The sequence below is a fragment of the Pseudomonas sp. Leaf59 genome, assembly GCF_920984685.1.
Taxonomy (GTDB): Bacteria; Pseudomonadota; Gammaproteobacteria; order Pseudomonadales; family Pseudomonadaceae; genus Aquipseudomonas.
Window position 1 is genome coordinate 87,838 of sequence record NZ_CAKLBR010000020.1, and the last position, 19,709, is coordinate 107,546.

The following is a 19,709-nucleotide window of genomic DNA, read 5'->3' on the forward strand; positions in this document are numbered from 1 at the left end:
TGCCATGTTACGTACAATCAACTTCATGGGCGTTCGCAACGTTGCGTTCGGCGTCACCGTGCTCCTTACCGTTCTGGCGTTGTTCAGCTGGTTCCATAAGGGCCTGAACTACGGCCTGGACTTCACCGGCGGTACGCTCATCGAGCTGACCTACGAGAAGCCGGCCGACGTTACCCTGGTGCGCAACGAGCTGGTCAAGGCCGGCTATCACGAAGCCGTGGTGCAGAGCTTTGGTGCTACCACCGACCTGTTGGTGCGCATGCCAGGCGAAGACCCGCAACTGGGCCACCAGGTGGCCGAGGCCTTGCAGAAGGTCGGCGGCGACAACCCGGCGTCGGTCAAGCGCGTCGAGTTCGTGGGCCCGCAAGTGGGTGAAGAGCTGCGCGACCAGGGCGGCCTCGGCATGCTGATGGCGCTGGTCGGTATCATGATCTACCTGGCTTTCCGCTTTCAGTGGAAGTTCGGTGTCGGCGCCATTGTGTCGCTGATCCACGACGTGATCGTGACCGTGGGTATCCTGGCGTATTTCCAGATTACCTTCGACCTGACCGTGCTGGCGGCCGTGCTGGCGATCATTGGTTACTCGCTCAACGACACCATCGTGGTATTCGACCGGGTTCGTGAGAACTTCCGCGTACTGCGCAAGGCGTCGTTGATCGAAAACATCAACATCTCCACCACCCAGACGCTGCTGCGTACCATGGCGACGTCGATCTCCACCTTGCTGGCGATTGCCGCGCTGATGATCTTCGGTGGCGACAACCTGTGGGGCTTCTCCCTGGCGCTGTTCATCGGCGTTCTGGCGGGCACCTACTCGTCGATCTATATCGCCAACGTGGTGCTGATCTGGCTGAACCTCAACAGCGAAGACCTGATTCCTCCGGCCAGCACTGGCAAGGAGGTCGACGACCGTCCTTGATGGGCGTTTGTTGACACGCTGTTACAAAAGAGGCACGAGAATTGAACTCGTGCCTTTTTTTTTGCTCCAAGGCTGGGTATAGCGCGGATCTTTCGGTCCGCTTGTGATGGTCAGGAGGTTCAACGTGAACAAGTCGTTGCTGGTTGGTGCGGTATTGGGTGCTGTCGGTGTGACTGCCGGGGGCGCTGTTGCCACCTACAGCCTGGTAAAAAGCGGCCCTGAGTATGCGCAAGTGCTGGCTGCACAGCCGGTAAAAACCCAGATTAAAACGCCGCGTGAGGTCTGCAAGGACGTCGCGGTGACTCGGCAGAAGCCGGTGCAGGATCAGCATCAGATCGTCGGCACCGTGGTCGGTGCGCTGGCCGGTGGCCTGTTGGGTAACCAGGTCGGTGGCGGTAACGGTAAGAAGCTGGCCACTGTAGCCGGTGCGGTCGGTGGCGGTTACGCCGGTAACAAGGTTCAGGAAGGCATGCAGAACCGCGATACTTACACCACCACTCAGACACGCTGTAACACCGTCAACGACATCAGCGACAAGGTTGTCGGCTATGACGTGCGTTACACCCTGGATGGCAAGGAAGGCACCGTGCGCATGGATCGTGATCCAGGCGGCCAGATTCCAGTGGATAAAGAAGGGCGTCTGATCCTGGGTCAGAACCAGCAGTAATTCAGGGGCAGATTCAAAGCCCCATGCAGTAAAAAATGTGGGAGGGGGCTTGCGCCCGACGGTGGTAGGTCAGTCAATACATCTGGCGACTGACAAGCCGCTATCGGGAGCAAGCCCCCTCCCACAGTTGATTTCTGTGTGACTGGCATGTGTGTTCATGCTAAATTCCAGGCATGAAAAAAGCACCCCGCGGGGTGCTTTTTTTTGCCTGCTCGCTTAGCGCTTCAGCGAAGCCGGCAGGTGCGGCTGGATTGCTGTCAGCACGGCCTTGAAGCATTTGGTGTTGCCCGCAACCACGTGGCCTTTCTCAAGGAAGTCGTGACCGCCGGTGAAGTCGCTCACCAGGCCGCCGGCCTCTTGAATCAGCAGTGCGCCTGCAGCCATGTCCCACTCGGACAGGCCCGACTCCCAGAACGCATCAAAACGACCGGCGGCCACGTAAGCCAGGTCCAGGCTCGCTGCGCCGGCGCGGCGGATGCCGGCGGTCTGGCCGACCAGGGCGCGGAACATGCCCAGGTAGTTTTCCAGGTTATCCATCTGGTCGTCACGGAACGGGAAGCCGGTGCCCAGCAGGGCGCCGTCCAGGCTGGTGCGGCCGCTGACACGCAGGCGACGACCATTGAGTTGCGCGCCACGGCCACGGCTGGCGGTGAATTCTTCCTGGCGAACCGGGTCGAGTACGACGGCGTGTTCCAGGCGGCCACGGTATTTGCAGGCGATGCTCACGGCAAAGTGCGGAATGCCGCGCAGGAAATTGGTGGTGCCATCCAGTGGGTCAATGATCCACAGGTAGTCTTCGCCTTCGCCGCTGCCTTTGTGCAGGCCGGTTTCTTCACCGAGGATGCCGTGGGTAGGGTAGGCCTTGCGCAGAGCGTCGATGATTTTCTGTTCGGCGGCGCGATCCACCTCGGATACGTAATCCTTGGCGTCTTTTTCGTCGACCTTGATGGTATCCAGGCGCTCGATGGAGCGGAAGATCAATTCACTGGCGCTGCGGGCGGCGCGCAGCGCGATATTCAGCATGGGCTGCATGGATAGGTCACCTAAGGTTGTTAAAGAAAGCCGGGCAGTTTAGCAGAAACTTTCTTCAGGTGAAGGACGACGTTAGCTTTCATGGCATAACCTTAGGCTGTTCTGTAAGATTTGCTCCCCTTTCCCGTGTCCGAGAGCGCCTCCCTTGCTGCAAAACATTCGTGTCGTCCTCGTCAATACCAGTCATCCCGGCAACATCGGCGGGGTGGCGCGAGCCATGAAAAACATGGGGCTGACGCGCCTGGTGCTGGTCGAGCCACGGGTGTTTCCGCACCACGAGGCCGATGCCCGTGCGTCCGGCGCCAATGACCTGCTCGCGAGCGCCCAGGTGGTCGCCACCCTGGAAGACGCCTTGGTGGGCTGCAACCTTGTGCTCGGCACCAGTGCCCGTGACCGGCGCATCCCCTGGCCGCTGCTGGACCCGCGTGAGTGCGGCACCAAAGTGATCGAAGAGGCTGCCGGCGGCGCTGAAATCGCCCTGGTGTTCGGCCGTGAAGACTCCGGCCTCACCAATGAAGAGCTGCAGCGATGTCATTACCATGTGCACATTCCATCCGACCCCGAGTTCAGCTCGCTGAACCTCGGGGCCGCGGTGCAGGTACTGAGCTACGAGGTGCGCATGGCCTGGCTGGCGGCGGCAGGCCAGCCGAGCAAGGTCGAGAAGGATGAAGTGGCGTCGACCAAGAGTGGTGAGCTGGCCACCATGGACGAGCTGGAGCGTTTCTATGAGCACCTGGAGCACACCCTGGTGGCCATCGAGTTTCTCGACCCGGAAAAACCACGGCACTTGATGGCGCGCCTGCGTCGCCTGTATGGGCGCAGTTCGGTGAGCCGAGCGGAAATGAACATATTGCGTGGCATCCTCACGGAAACCCAGAAAGCGGCCCGTGGCGAGCTTCTTAAGCGGAAGGATTAACAATGTTCGAGCGTTTGCGAGAAGACATCCAAAGCGTTTTCCACCGTGACCCGGCGGCGCGCAATGCCTTTGAAGTGCTGACCTGCTACCCGGGCATGCACGCGATCTGGATCCACCGCCTGTCCGGCTTCTTTTGGGGCATGGGCTGGAAGTGGCTGGCACGGCTGGTGTCGAACTTCGGTCGCTGGCTGACCGGGATCGAGATTCATCCGGGCGCCAAGGTCGGGCGCCGCTTTTTCATCGATCACGGCATGGGCATTGTGATCGGCGAGACCGCTGAAATCGGCGACGATGTGACTCTTTACCAGGGCGTGACCCTGGGCGGCACCAGTTGGAACAAAGGCAAGCGCCACCCGACCCTGGAAAATGGCGTGGTGGTGGGGGCGGGCGCCAAGGTGCTCGGTCCGTTCACGGTGGGTGCCGGCGCCAAAGTGGGCTCCAACGCCGTGGTGACCAAGGCGGTGCCGGCTGGCGCCACGGTGGTGGGTATCCCCGGTCGCATCATCGTCAAGCCGGAAGCCGGCGACGAGCAGGAAGCCAAGCGCAAAGCCATGGCCGAGAAAATCGGCTTCGATGCCTACGGCGTCAGCGAAGACATGCCCGACCCCGTGGCACGCGCCATCGGCCAGTTGCTCGATCACCTGCAAGCGGTAGACGGCAAGCTGGAGGGCATGTGCGGCGCGCTCAAGGAGTTGGGCAGCAGCTATTGCGCCAAGGACCTGCCCGAGTTGCGCGAAGAAGACTTCGCCGAAATCAAGAGCGAAACCGCCACCACCAAGGCTGGCTGAAGATTCCCGGTCACTGCAAATCCCCTGTGGGAGCGGGCTTGCTCGCGAAAGCGGTCCATCAGTCAGCATTTTCGGCGACTGATACGCCGCTTTCGCGAGCAAGCCCGCTCCCACATTTGATCCTCATTGTGGCTGAGAGTGCTGGTTGTCCGTTCCCGCTGTTCGCCCCCGCCCCATCCTGCTATGATTCGCGCGCCCTTTTTTCGGGCAATCCTGACTAAATTACTAGGTCTTATAGTTGACTTAAATACTCGGGAATCGCATACTTGCTCCCATTCTGAAACACCCTGGTACTTGTCCATGAGACTGACTACAAAAGGCCGATACGCGGTAACCGCCATGCTTGACCTGGCCTTGCACGCGCAGACCGGGCCGGTGTCCCTGGCCGATATCTCCGAGCGCCAAGGCATTTCACTGTCTTACCTCGAGCAGCTGTTCGCCAAATTGCGCCGCAGCAATCTGGTCTCCAGCGTTCGCGGTCCAGGTGGTGGCTATCAGTTGTCCCGCGAGATGCAGGGCATCCAGGTCGCCCAGGTGATCGATGCGGTCAACGAATCCGTCGATGCCACCAAATGCCAGGGCCTGGGTGATTGCCACGCCGGTGACACCTGCCTGACGCACCACCTGTGGTGTGACTTGAGCCTGCAGATCCATGAGTTTTTGAGTGGTATCAGCTTGGCTGATCTTGTGACTCGCCGTGAGGTGCAAGAAGTAGCCCAGCGTCAGGACCAGCGCCGTTGCAACACCAGGGCGCCGCGTCTGGACAAGATTGAAGCGTCCGCCGTCGAGTGACAGCCGAAGAGCTAACGGCACGCCAGCCAGCCTGATTTAGGAGAAAGTCCATGAAATTGCCAATTTACCTTGATTACTCAGCGACCACCCCGGTTGATCCGCGTGTTGCGCAAAAGATGAGTGAATGCCTGCTGGTTGACGGAAACTTCGGCAACCCGGCCTCCCGCTCCCACGTATTCGGCTGGAAAGCCGAGGAAGCGGTCGAGAACGCTCGTCGCCAGGTCGCCGACCTGGTGGGCGCAGACCCGCGTGAGATCGTCTGGACCTCCGGTGCCACCGAGTCCGACAACCTGGCGATCAAGGGCGCGGCGCATTTCTACGCGACCAAGGGCAAACACCTGATCACCACCAAGATTGAGCACAAGGCTGTCCTCGACACCATGCGCCAACTGGAGCGTGAAGGTTTCGAGGTCACCTACCTCGAGCCGACCACCGACGGTATCGTCACCCCGGCCATGATCGAAGCTGCACTGCGTGAAGACACCATTCTGGTTTCCGTGATTCACGTGAACAACGAAATCGGCACCATCAACGACATCGAGGCCATCGGCGAGCTGACCCGCTCCCGGGGTATCCTGCTGCACGTCGATGCTGCCCAGTCCACCGGCAAGGTCGACATCGACCTGTCCAAGCTGAAAGTCGACCTGATGTCGTTCTCGGCCCACAAAACCTACGGCCCTAAAGGCATCGGTGCTCTCTACGTGAGCCGCAAGCCTCGCGTGCGCATCGAAGCGGCCATGCATGGCGGCGGTCATGAGCGCGGCATGCGTTCGGGCACCCTGGCTACCCACCAGATCGTTGGCATGGGCGAGGCCTTCCGCGTAGCCAAGGAAGACATGGCTGCCGAAAACATTCGTATCAAGGCCCTCAGCGATCGCTTCTACAAGCAGGTCGAGAACCTTGAAGAGCTGTACGTCAACGGCAGCATGACCGCCCGCGTACCGCACAACCTGAACCTGAGCTTCAACTACGTCGAAGGCGAGTCGCTGATCATGGCGCTCAAGGACCTGGCGGTGTCGTCCGGTTCGGCCTGCACCTCGGCCTCCCTTGAGCCTTCGTACGTACTGCGCGCCCTGGGCCGCAATGACGAACTGGCACACAGCTCGATTCGCTTCACCTTCGGCCGCTTCACCACCGAAGAGCAGGTCGACTACGCCGCGCAGAAAGTGTGTGAGGCGGTCAACAAGCTGCGCGTTCTGTCGCCGCTGTGGGACATGTTCAAAGACGGTGTCGACATCTCCAAAATCGAGTGGGCGGCACACTAAATTATAGAAGCCGCCACCCATACTCTGTAGGAACGTGGCGGAAAACGCAGGCGTTTCTACAGGGTTCCAGAGCGGCCCTGATGAGTGAGGATTGAATACCATGGCTTACAGCGAAAAGGTCATCGACCACTACGAAAACCCGCGCAACGTCGGCAAGATGAACGCGGAAGACCCTGATGTGGGCACCGGCATGGTCGGCGCTCCGGCGTGCGGCGATGTGATGCGCCTGCAGATCAAGGTCAACGACGCTGGCGTCATCGAAGACGCCAAGTTCAAGACTTACGGCTGCGGTTCGGCCATCGCCTCCAGTTCCCTGGCGACCGAATGGATGAAAGGCAAGACCCTGGATGAGGCTGTCACCATCAGCAACACCCAGCTGGCCGAAGAACTGGCGCTGCCGCCGGTGAAAATCCACTGCTCCGTACTCGCTGAAGACGCCATCAAGGCGGCCGTTCGCGACTACAAGCAGAAGAAAGGCTTGATCTAAGCATTTGGCGACGAGTAAGGAGTCAACGATGGCTATCAGCATGACAGAAGCGGCAGCGCAGCACATTCGCCGCTCCCTGAATGGGCGCGGTAAAGGTGAGGGGATTCGTCTGGGTGTTCGCACCACGGGCTGTTCCGGCCTTGCCTACGTGCTGGAGTTTGTCGACGAGGTGGTTGCGGAAGACCAGGTGTTCGAAAGTCACGGCGAGAAAGTGATCATCGACCCCAAGAGCCTGACTTACCTGGACGGCACCGAACTCGATTTCGTCAAGGAAGGGTTGAACGAAGGCTTCAAGTTCAACAACCCCAACGTACGCGGTGAGTGTGGCTGCGGCGAAAGCTTCAACATCTGAGGCTACTTGTGGGCACTCCTTGTCATTTCGCTTTATTCGAGCTGCAGCCGAGCTTTCGACTGAACCTCGAGCAGCTTGCCACGCGCTACCGAGAATTGGCGCGTGGGGTGCATCCGGACCGCTTTGCTGACGCTTCCGAGCGCGAGCAACGCCAGGCGCTGGAGCAATCGGCCAGCCTCAACGAGGCCTATCAGACGCTCAAGAGCCCTGCGAAACGCGCGCGCTACCTGCTCGCGATGAACGGTGGCGAGCTGCCCCTTGAAGTCACGGTGCACGACCCGGACTTCCTGATGCAGCAGATGCAGTGGCGCGAAGAACTCGAAGATCTGCAGGACGAAGCCGATGTGGCGGGTGTCGCGGTCTTCAAGCGTCGGCTGAAGGCGGCCCAGGAAGAGCTCAACGAAAGCTTCGCAGCCTGTTGGGATGATGCAGCGCAACGTGAACAGGCCGAACGCCTGATGCGGCGCATGCAGTTCCTCGACAAGCTCACCTACGAAGTGCGCCAGCTTGAAGAGCGCCTCGACGATTAACCCAGTGTGCTGCCCGTGATGCACGCCTGATAGACAGATAAGACCTGATTACCATGGCTCTACTGCAAATCGCCGAACCCGGCCAAAGCCCTCAACCGCACCAGCGTCGCCTGGCGGTGGGGATTGACCTGGGCACCACCAATTCCCTGGTCGCTGCCCTGCGCAGCGGCCTGTCCGAGCCGCTGCCCGACGCTGATGGCAAGGTGATCCTGCCGTCCGCTGTGCGTTATCACGCAGACCGTACCGAAGTGGGCGAGTCGGCCAAGCTGGCGGCCTCCACCGATCCATTGAATACCGTGCTGTCGGTCAAGCGCCTGATGGGGCGTGGCCTGTCCGACGTCAAGCAACTGGGTGAGCAACTGCCGTACCGCTTTGTCGGCGGTGAATCCCATATGCCGTTCATCGACACCGTGCAGGGCCCTAAAAGCCCGGTGGAAGTGTCCGCCGATATTCTCAAGGTGCTGCGCCAGCGCGCGGAAACCACCTTGGGCGGCGAACTGGTCGGCGCGGTGATTACCGTTCCGGCGTATTTCGACGACGCTCAGCGGCAGGCCACCAAGGACGCGGCGAAACTTGCCGGCCTCAACGTGCTGCGCCTGCTCAACGAGCCGACCGCAGCCGCCGTGGCGTATGGCCTCGATCAGCACGCCGAAGGCCTGGTCGCGATCTACGACCTGGGCGGCGGCACCTTCGATATTTCCATTCTGCGCCTGACCGGCGGTGTGTTTGAAGTGCTCGCCACCGGTGGCGACAGCGCCCTGGGCGGCGATGACTTCGACCACGCCATCGCGGGCTGGATTATCACCAGCGCCGGCTTGTCCGCCGACCTGGATCCGGGCGCGCAGCGTAACCTGCTGCAAACCGCCTGTGCAGCCAAGGAAGCGCTGACGGATGCTGCCTCTGTTGAAGTGTCCTACGGCAACTGGTCGGCCCAACTGACCCGCGAAGCCTTCGATGCGCTGATCGAGCCGATGGTTGCGCGTAGCCTCAAGGCCTGCCGTCGCGCGGTGCGCGATTCCGGCATCGAGCTGGAAGAGGTGGTGGCGGTGGTCATGGTTGGCGGTTCGACTCGCGTACCGCGTGTGCGTGATGCGGTGGCCGAAGCATTTGGCCGTCAGCCCCTTACCGAAATCGATCCGGATCAGGTGGTCGCCATTGGCGCGGCGATTCAGGCCGACACTCTGGCCGGCAACAAACGCGAGGGTGGCGAACTGCTGCTGCTCGACGTGATTCCGTTGTCCCTTGGGCTGGAAACCATGGGCGGTCTGATGGAGAAGGTGATTCCGCGCAACACCACTATCCCCGTCGCCCGCGCCCAGGACTTCACCACGTACAAAGACGGCCAGACGGCCATGATGATTCATGTGCTGCAAGGCGAGCGTGAACTGATCAGCGACTGCCGCTCCCTGGCACGCTTCGAGTTGCGCGGCATTCCAGCGATGGTCGCCGGCGCAGCGAAAATCCGCGTGACCTTCCAGGTCGACGCCGATGGTTTGCTCAGTGTGGCTGCGCGTGAACTCGGCTCGGGCGTTGAAGCCAGCATCCAGGTCAAGCCATCCTACGGCCTCACCGACGGCGAAATTGCCAAAATGCTCAAGGACTCGTTCCAATACGCCGGTGACGACAAGGTCGCCCGCGTGTTGCGTGAGCAGCAAGTCGACGCTCAGCGCCTGCTCGAAGCAGTGCAGGGCGCCCTTGAGGCTGACGGCGAGCGCCTGCTGGACGCCGAGGAGCGCATGGTCATCGACCTGCAGATGCAGGAACTGGCCGAACTGATGAAAGGCACCGATGGCTATGCCATCGAGCAGCAGACCAAGCGTCTGTCGCAAGTGACCGACGCCTTCGCCGCCCGCCGCATGGACCAGTCGGTAAAAGCCGCCCTGGCGGGCCGCAACCTGAATGAAATCGAGGAATAATTAATGCCGCAGGTCATTTTTCTGCCACACGCCGAGCATTGCCCGGACGGTATGGTTGTTGAGGCTGAGACCGGCAAGTCCATCCTCGACGTTGCCCATGACAACCACATCGAGATCGAAAGCGCCTGCGGCGGTGTCTGCGCCTGCACCACCTGTCACTGCATCATCCGCGAAGGGTTCAACTCCCTGGAAGAAGCGGACGAGCTGGAAGAGGATTTTCTTGACCGTGCCTGGGGCCTGGAAGCGCATTCGCGCCTGAGCTGCCAGGCCAAGGTCGGGACTGAAGACATCACTGTCGAAATTCCGAAATATTCCCTCAACCATGCAGCCGAAGCGCCGCATTGATTCAAGGAAATGTCATGAGCCTGAAATGGGTTGATGTACAAGAAATCGCTATACAACTTGCCGAAGCCCATCCTGAGGTCAATCCTCTCACGGTGAACTTCGTCAAGCTGCGCAATCTCGTAATGGAGCTGCCGGATTTTGACGACATCCCGGACCGGGGTGGCGAAAAGGTCTTAGAGGCGATTCAAGGCCTGTGGATCGAAGAAGCAGACTGAGTCGCCTTTTACGCAGTTAGGCAATACCTGATAACCCGCGTATAATTCGCGGGTTTAATTTTTCGTAAATTACCGTTTCTGGAGTTACACCATGGCTGTTCAACGTACTTTCTCCATCATCAAGCCTGACGCTGTTGCAAAAAACGTCATCGGCGAGATCACCACTCGTTTCGAAAAAGCCGGCCTGAAGGTTGTAGCTTCGAAACTCAAGCAACTGTCCAAAGCCGAAGCTGAAGGCTTCTACGCTGAGCACAGCGCCCGTGGTTTCTTCGGCGACCTGGTTGCTTTCATGATCTCCGGTCCTGTTGTTGTTCAGGTTCTGGAAGGCGAAAACGCCATCGCTCTGAACCGTGAGCTGATGGGCGCCACTAACCCTAAAGAAGCGGCTGCCGGCACCATCCGTGCTGATTTCGCTGAGTCCATCGACGCCAACGCCGTACACGGTTCGGACTCCGAAGCCGCTGCTGCTCGCGAAATTTCGTACTTTTTCGCAGCTACTGAAGTAACCGCTCGCTAAGCATCGGCTTAAAGAGTGAGGGTGAATCCATGACGACATCGACTGTTAAAACCAACCTGCTGGGTCTGACTCAGCCGGAAATGGAGAAATTCTTCGACTCAATCGGGGAGAAGCGTTTCCGTGCCGGTCAGGTAATGAAATGGATTCACCACTTTGGCGTCGATGATTTCGACGCCATGACGAACGTCAGCAAGGCCCTGCGCGACAAGCTCAAGGCCATTGCCGAGGTTCGTGGTCCGGAAGTGGTCAGCGAGGACATCTCCAGCGACGGCACCCGTAAATGGGTGGTGCGCGTGGCGTCCGGCAGCTGCGTCGAGACCGTTTACATCCCCCAGGGCAAGCGCGGCACCTTGTGCGTTTCGTCCCAGGCAGGCTGTGCCCTGGACTGCAGTTTCTGCTCCACCGGCAAGCAAGGCTTCAACAGCAACCTCACCGCCGCCGAAGTTATCGGCCAGGTATGGATTGCCAACAAATCCTTTGGCAGCGTCCCGGCAACTGTCGACCGTGCCATCACCAACGTGGTGATGATGGGCATGGGTGAGCCGCTGCTGAACTTCGATAACGTGATTGCGGCCATGCACCTGATGATGGACGACCTGGGCTACGGCATCTCCAAGCGCCGTGTAACCCTGTCGACCTCCGGCGTGGTACCGATGATCGATGAGCTGGCCAAGCACATCGACGTCTCTCTGGCGTTGTCGCTGCACGCGCCCAATGACGCATTGCGTAACCAATTGGTGCCAATCAACAAGAAGTATCCGCTTAAGATGCTGCTCGAATCCTGCCAGCGTTACATGGCGACCCTGGGCGAGAAACGCGTGCTGACCATTGAGTACACCATGCTCAAGGACATCAACGACAAGGTCGAACACGCCGTCGAGATGATCGAGTTGCTCAAGAACACCCCGTGCAAGATCAACCTGATTCCGTTTAACCCGTTTCCACATTCCGGCTACGAGCGGCCGAGCAACAACGCCATCCGCCGTTTTCAGGATCAACTGCACCAGGCCGGCTACAACGTCACCGTGCGCACCACCCGTGGTGAAGACATCGACGCCGCCTGTGGCCAATTGGTAGGGCAGGTGATGGACCGCACCCGCCGCAGCGAACGTTACATCGCCGTGCGTGAATTGAATGCCGCCGACGAACTGCCGCAAATCGCTGTGAATCGAATCTGAGAGAGGATCTCTATGCCCTTGCGCCTTGCGCTGCTGTTACTGTTTACCGGTCTTGCGGCCGGTTGTGTTTCATCGGGCCATGACAGCCCCTTGCAAACAGACAAAGGCCGTGACGAGGCGCGAGTGGCGTATGTGCAGTTGGGCCTGGGTTACCTGCAGCAAGGCATGAGCGAGCAGGCCAAAGTGCCGTTGAAAAAGGCCCTTGAGCTGGATAGCGATGACGCCGACGCCAATGCAGCGTTGGCATTGGTGTTCAAGGCTCAGGCCGAGCCTGAACTGGCCGACCGGTATTTTACCAAGGCGCTGTCCGCGCGGCCTGCTGATCCCCGGCTTTTGAACAACTACGGCAGCTTCCTGTTCGAGCAGAAACGTTATGCCCAGGCCGCCCGTTATTTCCAGCAAGCCAGCACCGATACCCTGTATCCGGAACGTTCGCGGGTATTCGAGAACCTTGGGGTCACCTCGATGCACCTCGGGCAGCGCGATTTGGCGCGCCAGCAATTGGCAAAAGCCCTGCACCTGAACGGTCACCAGCCTCGCGCATTGCTCGAAATGGCTGAGTTGTCCTACGAAGACAGGCATTATGTGCCGGCACGTGACTATTACGAGCGTTTTAGCCTGCTCAGCGGGCAAAATGCACGTAGTCTATTGCTCGGTGCGCGCCTGGCGACGGTTCATGAAGAACGCGACACGGCCGCACGTTTTGGCCAGCAACTCGAACGACTCTATCCCGGTACGCCGGAATATCAGCAATACCTGTCGGAGCAATGATGAAAGCGGCGCACCCGGAAGTTGTAGCAGCTAATCGCGTAAACCCAGGCGACACCTTGCGTCAGGCCCGCGAAAGCAATGGTTGGTCGCTGGCGGAAGTGGCCCTCAAGCTCAATTTGACGGCCACGTCCCTGGGCAACCTCGAGGCCGGCGCGTTTGACAAGCTGCCGGGGCACACCTTTGCCCGGGGTTATATCCGTGCTTATGCCAAGTTGCTCGGCATCGATCAAACCGTGCTGGTCCAGCAGTTCGATCAGTTCACCGGCACCGACTCCCAGGGCAGCAACGTCCATGGTCTGGGGCGTATCGAAGAGCCGACGCGAGTCTCCCACACGATTTTGCGGATTGTCAGCCTGCTGCTGCTGATCGCGGTGATCGGCGGTGGTTTTGTCTGGTGGCAGGACCAGGCGGCCCAGCGCACCAAGGACATGACCAGCAACGCCATGGAGCACGTCGAAGTCGAAAGCGCCGACGGCACCACCCAGATTCATCCGCTGGATGAGCCCGAAGACCAGGCCGTCGTGCAAAGCCAGACCGCGCCTGAAACGCCGCCAGCCAACGAGCAGCCGGCGGCGCAAACCTCCCCGGCTGCAACCGCTGCTGTGCCTGCGCCTACCACTCCGGCTGCGCCCGCCGCCCAGGCCCACACGCCGGCCGCTCCTGCCCAGGCACCGGCGACCACGGCTCCGGTTACGCCAGCAACTCCCGCTATTTCGGCCCCTACGACCCCCGCTTTGATCGCCGGTGACGGGCACGTACAGGTTACCTTCATCGCCGACTGCTGGACGCAAGTCACCGATGGCAACGGCAAAGTGCTGTTCAGCGGCCTCAAGCGCAAGGGCGACACGCTTGACCAGGGCGGCAAGCCTCCTCTGACGCTGCGTCTGGGCTATGCCCGTGGCGCGCAAGTGGTCTACAACGGCCAGCCTGTGGACGTGGCGCCGTTCACCAGTGGCGAGACCGCTCGCCTCAAGTTGGGACAATAGTCATGCACGGCGAATCTCCAATCAAACGTCGCGTATCGCGCAAGATCTGGGTCGGCTCCGTACCCGTGGGCGGCGATGCCCCCATTGCCGTACAGAGCATGACCAACAGCGACACCAATGATGTGGCCGCCACCGTGGCCCAGATCAACCGTCTGGAAGCAGCCGGCGTCGACATCGTGCGCGTTTCCGTGCCGGACATGGACGCCGCCGAAGCCTTCGGCCGCATCAAGCAACTGGTCAAGGTGCCGCTGGTTGCCGACATTCACTTCGACTACAAAATCGCGCTGCGCGTGGCCGAACTCGGTGTGGACTGCCTGCGCATCAACCCGGGCAACATCGGTCGCGAAGACCGCGTGCGCGCCGTGGTGGATGCTGCCCGTGATCGCGGCATTCCGATCCGCATCGGCGTCAACGCCGGCTCCCTGGAAAAAGACCTGCAAAAGAAATACGGCGAGCCCACCCCGGCGGCGCTGGTCGAGTCGGCGCTGCGCCACGTTGAACACCTCGAACGCCTGAATTTCCAGGACTTCAAGGTCAGCGTAAAGGCTTCCGACGTGTTCATGGCGGTAGAAGCCTACCGCCTGCTGGCCAAGGAAATCGTACAACCGCTGCACCTGGGTATCACGGAAGCGGGCGGTCTGCGCTCAGGCACAGTGAAATCTGCGGTGGGTCTCGGTATGCTGCTCGCCGAAGGGATCGGCGACACTATCCGCATCTCCCTGGCGGCAGACCCCGTAGAGGAGGTGAAGGTCGGTTACGACATTCTCAAATCCCTGCGTTTGCGTTCCCGTGGCATCAACTTCATTGCCTGCCCGAGCTGCTCGCGGCAGAACTTCGACGTGGTGAAAACCATGAACGACCTGGAGTTGCGCCTCGAAGACCTGCTGGTGCCGCTGGATGTTGCGGTGATCGGCTGCGTGGTCAACGGGCCGGGCGAGGCCAAGGAGGCGCATGTCGGCCTTACCGGTGGTACGCCGAACCTGATTTACATCGACGGCAAGCCGTCGCAGAAATTGACGAATGACAATCTGGTGGACCAGTTGGAGAAGCTGATCCGCGAGAGAGCGGCCGAAAAGGTCGCCGCTGACGCAGCGCTGATCGCTCGCGGCTGATTGAACGAATTTAAGGATTTGATGTGAGCAAGTCTCTGCAAGCCATTCGTGGCATGAACGACATCCTGCCGGAGCAGACGCCATTGTGGCGTTACTTCGAAAGCACGGTCGCGCGCCTGTTGGATAACTACGGCTACAAACAGATCCGCATGCCGATCGTCGAGTTCACCGAGCTGTTCAAGCGCTCCATCGGTGAAGTGACCGACATCGTCGAAAAAGAGATGTACACCTTCGCAGACCGTAACGGCGACTCCCTGACCCTGCGTCCGGAAGGCACTGCCGCCTGCGTGCGTGCGGTGCTCGAGCACGGCCTCACCGGTGGCGGTCAGCCGCAGAAGTTGTGGTACATCGGCCCGATGTTCCGTCACGAGCGTCCACAGAAGGGCCGTTATCGCCAGTTCCACCAGATTGGTCTTGAGGTGTTCAACCTTGACGGCCCGGACATCGACGCCGAGCTGATCGTGATGACCTGGCGCCTGTGGGGCCAGTTGGGCATCCGTGACGCGGTCAAGCTCGAACTCAACAGCCTGGGCACCAGTGAGTCCCGGGGCCGCTACCGCGAAGCCCTGGTCGAATACCTGTCCGCCCATCTGGATAAACTGGACGAAGACAGCCAGCGCCGTCTGAAAACCAACCCGTTGCGCGTGCTTGATACCAAGAACGCCGACACCCAGGCCGTGCTGGTAGACGCGCCGAAGATGGCCGACTACCTGGACGACGAATCCCGCGTGCATTTCGACGGCCTCAGGGCGCGTCTGGATGCCGCCGGGATTCCCTACGTCATCAATCCTAAACTGGTGCGCGGCCTCGATTACTACAGCAAGACGGTGTTCGAGTGGGTCACCGACAAGCTTGGCGCCCAGGGCACCGTGTGCGCGGGCGGCCGTTACGACGGGCTGGTCGAGCAAATGGGCGGCAAGCCCACCACCGGCGTAGGCTTCGCCATGGGCATCGAGCGCCTGATCCTGCTGCTGGAAACCCTGGAGCAGGTCCCGGAAGAAATCGCCCGGCAAGTCGACGTGTACCTGTGCGCCTTTGGCGAGGCCGCCGAACTGGCAGCCCTGGCCTTGAGCGAACAGGTGCGTGACCAACTGCCAAACCTGCGCCTGCAGATCAATGCCGGCGCTGGCAGCTTCAAGAGCCAATTCAAGAAGGCCGACAAGAGCGGTGCGCTGTATGCGCTGATCCTCGGCGATGACGAGCTGGCCCAGCAAGTGATAGGTTTCAAACCCCTGCGTGGCCAGGGCGAGCAACAGAACATTGCCTTTGATGCGCTCGCCGCGCACCTGGCCACCTGCGTTGTGCAGGGTTGAAGCTGTCGAACAGCCGAATTTAGCGATTTAAGGAGTATTGGGGTGTCGAGTATTGATGATGATCAAATGACCGAGTTCAAGGACTGGTGGCAGCGTAACGGCAAGCCTCTGGTTACTGGCGGTCTGCTCGCTTTGGTGGTGGTGTTCGGCTGGCAGGCCTGGCACAAATATCAGGCCAACCAGTCCCAGGGCGCCTCGGTTCTGTATCAGCAGTTGCTGGAAACCACGCTGACGCCGGACGGCAAGCCTGACCCGGCTCAGGTTGCAGACCTGGCCGGCAAGCTGAAAAGCGAATTTGGCGGCACCACCTACGCTCAATACGGTAGCCTGTTCGTCGCCAAGGTGGCGGTCGATACCGGCAAGCTGGACGATGCTGCGGTTGAACTGAAGGCCATCGCCGACAAACCGACCAACCCGACCCTGGGTGAAATCGCCCGTCAGCGCCTGGCTCAGGTACTGGCGGCACAGAACAAGGCCGACGAAGCACTCAAACTGCTCGACGGCGATGCGGACAAGGCATTTGTAGCCACTCGCGAAGAGCTCAAGGGCGACCTCCTGGTCCAATTGGGTCGTACTGACGAAGCCAATGCTGCGTACAAGAAGGCCAAGGCTGCGCTGTCTGATGAAGCGGCGGTCGGTGGCTTACAAATCAAGCTCGACGACTTGGCCAAAGGGGATGCGTGACGTGATCCGTTGGAAACATGCAGCATTGCTGGCTCTGGCCATTCTGGCCGCGGGTTGCAGCAGCAACAGTAAAAAAGAACTGCCTCCGGCCGAGCTGACCACCTTCAAGGAGGAAGTGGTTTTGCAGAAGCAGTGGAGCCGCTCCATCGGTGACGGCCAGGGCGACACCTACAACATGTTGGTGCCGGCAATTGACGGCGAAAACATTGTGGCCGCTGACGTGACCGGCGTGGTCGTGTCCATGGATCGCATGACCGGCGACGTGAAGTGGAAAAAAGACCTTGAGTTGCCTGTGTCCGGCGCCGTCGGTGTGGGTTATGGCATGGTCATGCTCGGCACGCTCAAAGGCGAAGTCGTGGCGCTGGATTCCAGCACCGGTGAAGAGAAATGGCGCGCTCGCGTGACCAGCGAAGTGCTCGCACCGCCTGCCACCAACGGCGATATCGTCGTGGTGCAGACCCAGGATGATCGGGTGATCGGCCTGGACGCCAGCACCGGCGAGCAGCGCTGGTTGTATGACAGCACGCCGGCGGTACTGACCCTGCGCGGCACCAGTGGTCCGATTGTCACTAACAATCTGGCCGTTGCAGGCCTGTCGACCGGTAAAGTGGTCGCCCTGAACACCCAGAACGGCGTGCCGGCCTGGGAAACCCGAGTGGCCATCCCGCAAGGTCGTTCCGAGCTGGATCGCGTAGTGGACATCGACGGCGGCTTGCTGCTGTCGGGTGAAACCCTCTACGTCGCCACTTACCAGGGCCGTGTGGCCGCACTGGACCTGCAGAGCGGTCGCGTCAACTGGCAGCGTGATGCTTCCAGCTACGCCGGTGTCGCCCAAGGGTTTGGCAGCGTCTACGTAAGCCTGGCGTCCGGCACCGTTGAAAGTGTCGACGAGCGATCCACCACCGCGCTGTGGAGCAACGATTCGCTGGCTCGCCGTCAACTGTCGGCACCGGAAGTGTTCTCCAGCTACGTGGCGGTGGGCGACTTTGAAGGCTACCTGCATCTGTTGAGCCAGGTGGATGGTCGTTTCGTAGGTCGTGAGCGTATTGACAGCGACGGCCTGCGTGCACGTCCGCTGGTCGTGGGTAACATGCTTTATGTGTTTGGCAACAGCGGCAAGCTGGAAGCCCTGACCATCAAGTAAGAATCATGCTTGGGGTAACACCCAGGCGGCCCCGCTTCGGCGGGGCATGCGGCATCTGACGATGCTGCCCCGAGCACCAGCCGCTGCCTTGCAGCGGCTTTTGTATTTTCTGAAATAACGAAGTGGAGAGCCGCATGGTTCCCGTAATCGCCCTGGTGGGCCGACCTAACGTCGGCAAGTCCACCTTGTTCAACCGCCTGACCAGGACTCGCGACGCCATCGTCGGCGACTTGTCCGGTCTGACCCGTGATCGCCAATACGGTGAGGCAAAGTGGCAGGGGCGCTCCTACATTATTGTCGACACCGGTGGTATCTCCGGTGACGAGCATGGCATGGACGAAAAGATGGCCGAGCAGTCGCTGCTGGCCATTGAAGAAGCCGATGTCGTGTTGTTCCTGGTGGACGCCCGCGCGGGCTACACCGCTGCCGACCAGATGATTGGCGAGCACTTGCGCAAGCGCAACAAGCGTTCCTATCTGATCGCCAACAAGATCGACAACATCGATCCTGAGGCCGCCCGCGCTGAATTCAGCCCGATGGGCCTGGGCGACGCGATCCCGGTCGCCGGTGCCCACGGTCGCGGCATCACCCAGATGCTGGAAATCGCTCTGCGCGACTTCCCGAAGGATGACGACGGGGAAGAAGAGGGCGAAGAAGAGATCGTCGCCGAAGGTGAGGAAGCCAAGCGCATTCCGGGCCCGAGTGAAAAAGACGGTATCAAGATTGCCATCATCGGCCGCCCTAACGTGGGCAAGTCGACCCTGGTCAACCGCATGCTCGGTGAAGACCGGGTCATCGTCTACGACCAACCCGGCACCACCCGCGACAGCATCTACATCCCGTTCGAGCGTAATGACGAAAAGTACACGCTGATCGACACCGCCGGTGTGCGCAAGCGCGGCAAGATCCACGAGGAAGTTGAAAAGTTCTCCGTGGTGAAAACCCTGCAAGCCATAAAGGACGCCAACGTGGTGATCTTCGTGATGGACGCCCGCGAAGGCGTGGTGGACCACGACCTCAACCTGCTGGGCTTTGCCCTGGAGGCCGGTCGGGCATTGGTGATCGCGATCAACAAGTGGGACGGTATGACGCCCAGCGAGCGCGACTTCGTCAAGATCGAGCTGCAGCGTCGGCTGTTTTTCGTCGAGTTCGCCGATATCCACTTTATCTCGGCCCTGCACGGTACCGGCGTGGGCAACCTGTACGCGTCCGTGCAGAACTCGTTCAAGTCCGCCGTCACCCGCTGGCCCACCAACCGCCTCACCCAGATCCTGGAAGATGCGGTGGGCGAGCACGCGCCGCCGATGGTCAACAACCGCCGGATCAAACTGCGTTACGCCCACTTGGGTGGTGCCAACCCGCCGATTATCGTGATCCACGGTAACCAGATCGAGAAGGTGCCCAAGTCTTACGTGCGTTACCTGGAAAACACCTACCGTCGTGTCTTGAAGCTGGTCGGTACGCCGATTCGCATCGAGTTCAAGGGCGGCGAGAACCCGTACGAAGGCAACAAGAACACGCTGACGGACCGTCAGGTGAACAAGAAGCGTCGTTTGATGACTCACCACAAAAAAGCCGACAAAAAGCGCCGCGACAAGAAATAACGCAGCGTTGAGTGGTGGCGAGAGAGGGCTCCTTTGGAGCCCTTTTTTGTGGTGCGCCAGGCATGGCGCGTTGCGCGAAGCGCAACCAGTTTGGCTGTGGTGGCCACGCTGGTGACTTGGAGGTGAAAGTCCTCTACACACCCGGCAAGGGGAAGTGTTAGCCAGAGGCAAGGGTG

Annotated in this window: 22 protein-coding genes; 21 read left to right on the top strand and 1 reads right to left on the bottom strand. The window is 60.4% G+C overall.

Annotated features, from left to right (window positions below; all coding sequences use genetic code 11):
* The first annotated feature begins 4 nt into the window (after positions 1–4).
* Both secF and LUB09_RS19510 read left to right on the top strand, forming a co-directional pair.
* A complete protein-coding gene (gene secF / locus LUB09_RS19505) occupies positions 5–919 on the top strand; it encodes a protein translocase subunit SecF (RefSeq protein WP_057007285.1) in 915 nt (304 codons plus the stop codon).
* A gap of 124 nt (positions 920–1,043) precedes the next feature.
* Positions 1,044–1,586, top strand: a complete 543-nt coding sequence (locus tag LUB09_RS19510) for a glycine zipper 2TM domain-containing protein (protein ID WP_003238445.1) — start codon at positions 1,044–1,046, stop codon at positions 1,584–1,586.
* 216 nt (positions 1,587–1,802) lie between these two features.
* On the opposite strand, the gene suhB is transcribed toward LUB09_RS19510, so the two are convergent.
* On the bottom strand, positions 1,803–2,618 hold the full coding sequence (gene suhB, locus LUB09_RS19515) for a type III secretion system regulator SuhB (RefSeq protein WP_003175971.1): 816 nt from the start codon (positions 2,616–2,618) through the stop codon (positions 1,803–1,805).
* Between the two features lie 145 nt (positions 2,619–2,763).
* Between suhB and trmJ the strand changes: the two genes are divergently transcribed.
* The 19 genes from trmJ to der all read left to right on the top strand — a co-directional run bounded on the left by trmJ (position 2,764) and on the right by der (position 19,533).
* Positions 2,764–3,534 carry a tRNA (cytosine(32)/uridine(32)-2'-O)-methyltransferase TrmJ gene (trmJ, locus tag LUB09_RS19520; RefSeq protein WP_209984585.1) on the top strand — a complete coding sequence of 257 codons (771 nt, stop codon included), beginning with the start codon at positions 2,764–2,766 and terminating at the stop codon, positions 3,532–3,534.
* A gap of 2 nt (positions 3,535–3,536) precedes the next feature.
* Positions 3,537–4,322, top strand: coding sequence for a serine O-acetyltransferase (gene cysE / locus LUB09_RS19525; RefSeq protein WP_209984583.1), 786 nt, complete (start codon positions 3,537–3,539; stop codon positions 4,320–4,322).
* Positions 4,323–4,622: 300 nt separating this feature from the next.
* A complete protein-coding gene (gene iscR / locus LUB09_RS19530) occupies positions 4,623–5,114 on the top strand; it encodes a Fe-S cluster assembly transcriptional regulator IscR (protein ID WP_057007282.1) in 492 nt (163 codons plus the stop codon).
* A gap of 50 nt (positions 5,115–5,164) precedes the next feature.
* Positions 5,165–6,379 carry an IscS subfamily cysteine desulfurase gene (locus LUB09_RS19535; RefSeq protein ID WP_209984576.1) on the top strand — a complete coding sequence of 405 codons (1,215 nt, stop codon included), beginning with the start codon at positions 5,165–5,167 and terminating at the stop codon, positions 6,377–6,379.
* A 100-nt stretch (positions 6,380–6,479) separates the two neighbouring features.
* Complete coding sequence (iscU, locus tag LUB09_RS19540) at positions 6,480–6,866, top strand: Fe-S cluster assembly scaffold IscU (protein ID WP_003175965.1); 387 nt, start codon at positions 6,480–6,482, stop codon at positions 6,864–6,866.
* A 28-nt stretch (positions 6,867–6,894) separates the two neighbouring features.
* The gene (gene iscA / locus LUB09_RS19545; RefSeq protein WP_003175963.1) at positions 6,895–7,218 is read left to right on the top strand and encodes an iron-sulfur cluster assembly protein IscA; all 324 of its coding nucleotides are present in this window, start codon (positions 6,895–6,897) and stop codon (positions 7,216–7,218) included.
* A gap of 8 nt (positions 7,219–7,226) precedes the next feature.
* Positions 7,227–7,748, top strand: a complete 522-nt coding sequence (gene hscB / locus LUB09_RS19550; RefSeq protein ID WP_169896443.1) for a co-chaperone HscB — start codon at positions 7,227–7,229, stop codon at positions 7,746–7,748.
* A gap of 53 nt (positions 7,749–7,801) precedes the next feature.
* The gene (hscA, locus tag LUB09_RS19555) at positions 7,802–9,664 is read left to right on the top strand and encodes a Fe-S protein assembly chaperone HscA (RefSeq protein ID WP_209984574.1); all 1,863 of its coding nucleotides are present in this window, start codon (positions 7,802–7,804) and stop codon (positions 9,662–9,664) included.
* 3 nt (positions 9,665–9,667) lie between these two features.
* Positions 9,668–10,009 carry an ISC system 2Fe-2S type ferredoxin gene (fdx, locus tag LUB09_RS19560; protein ID WP_209984570.1) on the top strand — a complete coding sequence of 114 codons (342 nt, stop codon included), beginning with the start codon at positions 9,668–9,670 and terminating at the stop codon, positions 10,007–10,009.
* 14 nt (positions 10,010–10,023) lie between these two features.
* Positions 10,024–10,224, top strand: coding sequence for a Fe-S cluster assembly protein IscX (gene iscX, locus LUB09_RS19565; protein ID WP_003238461.1), 201 nt, complete (start codon positions 10,024–10,026; stop codon positions 10,222–10,224).
* 91 nt (positions 10,225–10,315) lie between these two features.
* Entirely contained in the window at positions 10,316–10,741 is a 426-nt protein-coding gene (gene ndk / locus LUB09_RS19570) for a nucleoside-diphosphate kinase (protein ID WP_003175956.1), read from the top strand.
* A 29-nt stretch (positions 10,742–10,770) separates the two neighbouring features.
* Positions 10,771–11,919, top strand: a complete 1,149-nt coding sequence (gene rlmN, locus LUB09_RS19575) for a 23S rRNA (adenine(2503)-C(2))-methyltransferase RlmN (protein WP_231423469.1) — start codon at positions 10,771–10,773, stop codon at positions 11,917–11,919.
* A 12-nt stretch (positions 11,920–11,931) separates the two neighbouring features.
* Entirely contained in the window at positions 11,932–12,690 is a 759-nt protein-coding gene (gene pilW / locus LUB09_RS19580) for a type IV pilus biogenesis/stability protein PilW (protein ID WP_209984563.1), read from the top strand.
* Positions 12,690–13,676, top strand: coding sequence for a RodZ domain-containing protein (locus tag LUB09_RS19585; RefSeq protein WP_209984560.1), 987 nt, complete (start codon positions 12,690–12,692; stop codon positions 13,674–13,676). Before pilW ends, LUB09_RS19585 begins: the two co-directional genes overlap by 1 nt.
* 2 nt (positions 13,677–13,678) lie before the next feature.
* On the top strand, positions 13,679–14,788 hold the full coding sequence (ispG, locus tag LUB09_RS19590) for a flavodoxin-dependent (E)-4-hydroxy-3-methylbut-2-enyl-diphosphate synthase (RefSeq protein ID WP_209984557.1): 1,110 nt from the start codon (positions 13,679–13,681) through the stop codon (positions 14,786–14,788).
* A 23-nt stretch (positions 14,789–14,811) separates the two neighbouring features.
* Positions 14,812–16,101, top strand: a complete 1,290-nt coding sequence (hisS, locus tag LUB09_RS19595) for a histidine--tRNA ligase (RefSeq protein ID WP_209984552.1) — start codon at positions 14,812–14,814, stop codon at positions 16,099–16,101.
* Between the two features lie 66 nt (positions 16,102–16,167).
* Positions 16,168–16,785, top strand: coding sequence for a tetratricopeptide repeat protein (locus LUB09_RS19600; protein ID WP_322214605.1), 618 nt, complete (start codon positions 16,168–16,170; stop codon positions 16,783–16,785).
* A complete protein-coding gene (bamB, locus tag LUB09_RS19605) occupies positions 16,778–17,929 on the top strand; it encodes an outer membrane protein assembly factor BamB (RefSeq protein ID WP_209984548.1) in 1,152 nt (383 codons plus the stop codon). Before LUB09_RS19600 ends, bamB begins: the two co-directional genes overlap by 8 nt.
* 134 nt (positions 17,930–18,063) lie before the next feature.
* Complete coding sequence (der, locus tag LUB09_RS19610) at positions 18,064–19,533, top strand: ribosome biogenesis GTPase Der (RefSeq protein WP_231423471.1); 1,470 nt, start codon at positions 18,064–18,066, stop codon at positions 19,531–19,533.
* Positions 19,534–19,709: the final 176 nt, after the last annotated feature.

Excerpts from the sequence above, each read along its gene's own strand:
- secF (WP_057007285.1), top strand. The coding sequence starts at position 5 with ATGTTACGTACAATCAACTTCATGGGCGTTCGCAACGTTGCGTTCGGC.
- suhB (WP_003175971.1), bottom strand. The coding sequence starts at position 2,618 with ATGCAGCCCATGCTGAATATCGCGCTGCGCGCCGCCCGCAGCGCCAGT.
- cysE (WP_209984583.1), top strand. The coding sequence starts at position 3,537 with ATGTTCGAGCGTTTGCGAGAAGACATCCAAAGCGTTTTCCACCGTGAC.
- iscR (WP_057007282.1), top strand. The coding sequence starts at position 4,623 with ATGAGACTGACTACAAAAGGCCGATACGCGGTAACCGCCATGCTTGAC.
- LUB09_RS19535 (WP_209984576.1), top strand. The coding sequence starts at position 5,165 with ATGAAATTGCCAATTTACCTTGATTACTCAGCGACCACCCCGGTTGAT.
- iscU (WP_003175965.1), top strand. The coding sequence starts at position 6,480 with ATGGCTTACAGCGAAAAGGTCATCGACCACTACGAAAACCCGCGCAAC.
- iscA (WP_003175963.1), top strand. The coding sequence starts at position 6,895 with ATGGCTATCAGCATGACAGAAGCGGCAGCGCAGCACATTCGCCGCTCC.
- hscA (WP_209984574.1), top strand. The coding sequence starts at position 7,802 with ATGGCTCTACTGCAAATCGCCGAACCCGGCCAAAGCCCTCAACCGCAC.
- fdx (WP_209984570.1), top strand. The coding sequence starts at position 9,668 with ATGCCGCAGGTCATTTTTCTGCCACACGCCGAGCATTGCCCGGACGGT.
- iscX (WP_003238461.1), top strand. The coding sequence starts at position 10,024 with ATGAGCCTGAAATGGGTTGATGTACAAGAAATCGCTATACAACTTGCC.
- ndk (WP_003175956.1), top strand. The coding sequence starts at position 10,316 with ATGGCTGTTCAACGTACTTTCTCCATCATCAAGCCTGACGCTGTTGCA.
- rlmN (WP_231423469.1), top strand. The coding sequence starts at position 10,771 with ATGACGACATCGACTGTTAAAACCAACCTGCTGGGTCTGACTCAGCCG.
- pilW (WP_209984563.1), top strand. The coding sequence starts at position 11,932 with ATGCCCTTGCGCCTTGCGCTGCTGTTACTGTTTACCGGTCTTGCGGCC.
- LUB09_RS19585 (WP_209984560.1), top strand. The coding sequence starts at position 12,690 with ATGAAAGCGGCGCACCCGGAAGTTGTAGCAGCTAATCGCGTAAACCCA.
- ispG (WP_209984557.1), top strand. The coding sequence starts at position 13,679 with ATGCACGGCGAATCTCCAATCAAACGTCGCGTATCGCGCAAGATCTGG.
- LUB09_RS19600 (WP_322214605.1), top strand. The coding sequence starts at position 16,168 with ATGACCGAGTTCAAGGACTGGTGGCAGCGTAACGGCAAGCCTCTGGTT.
- bamB (WP_209984548.1), top strand. The coding sequence starts at position 16,778 with ATGCGTGACGTGATCCGTTGGAAACATGCAGCATTGCTGGCTCTGGCC.
- der (WP_231423471.1), top strand. The coding sequence starts at position 18,064 with ATGGTTCCCGTAATCGCCCTGGTGGGCCGACCTAACGTCGGCAAGTCC.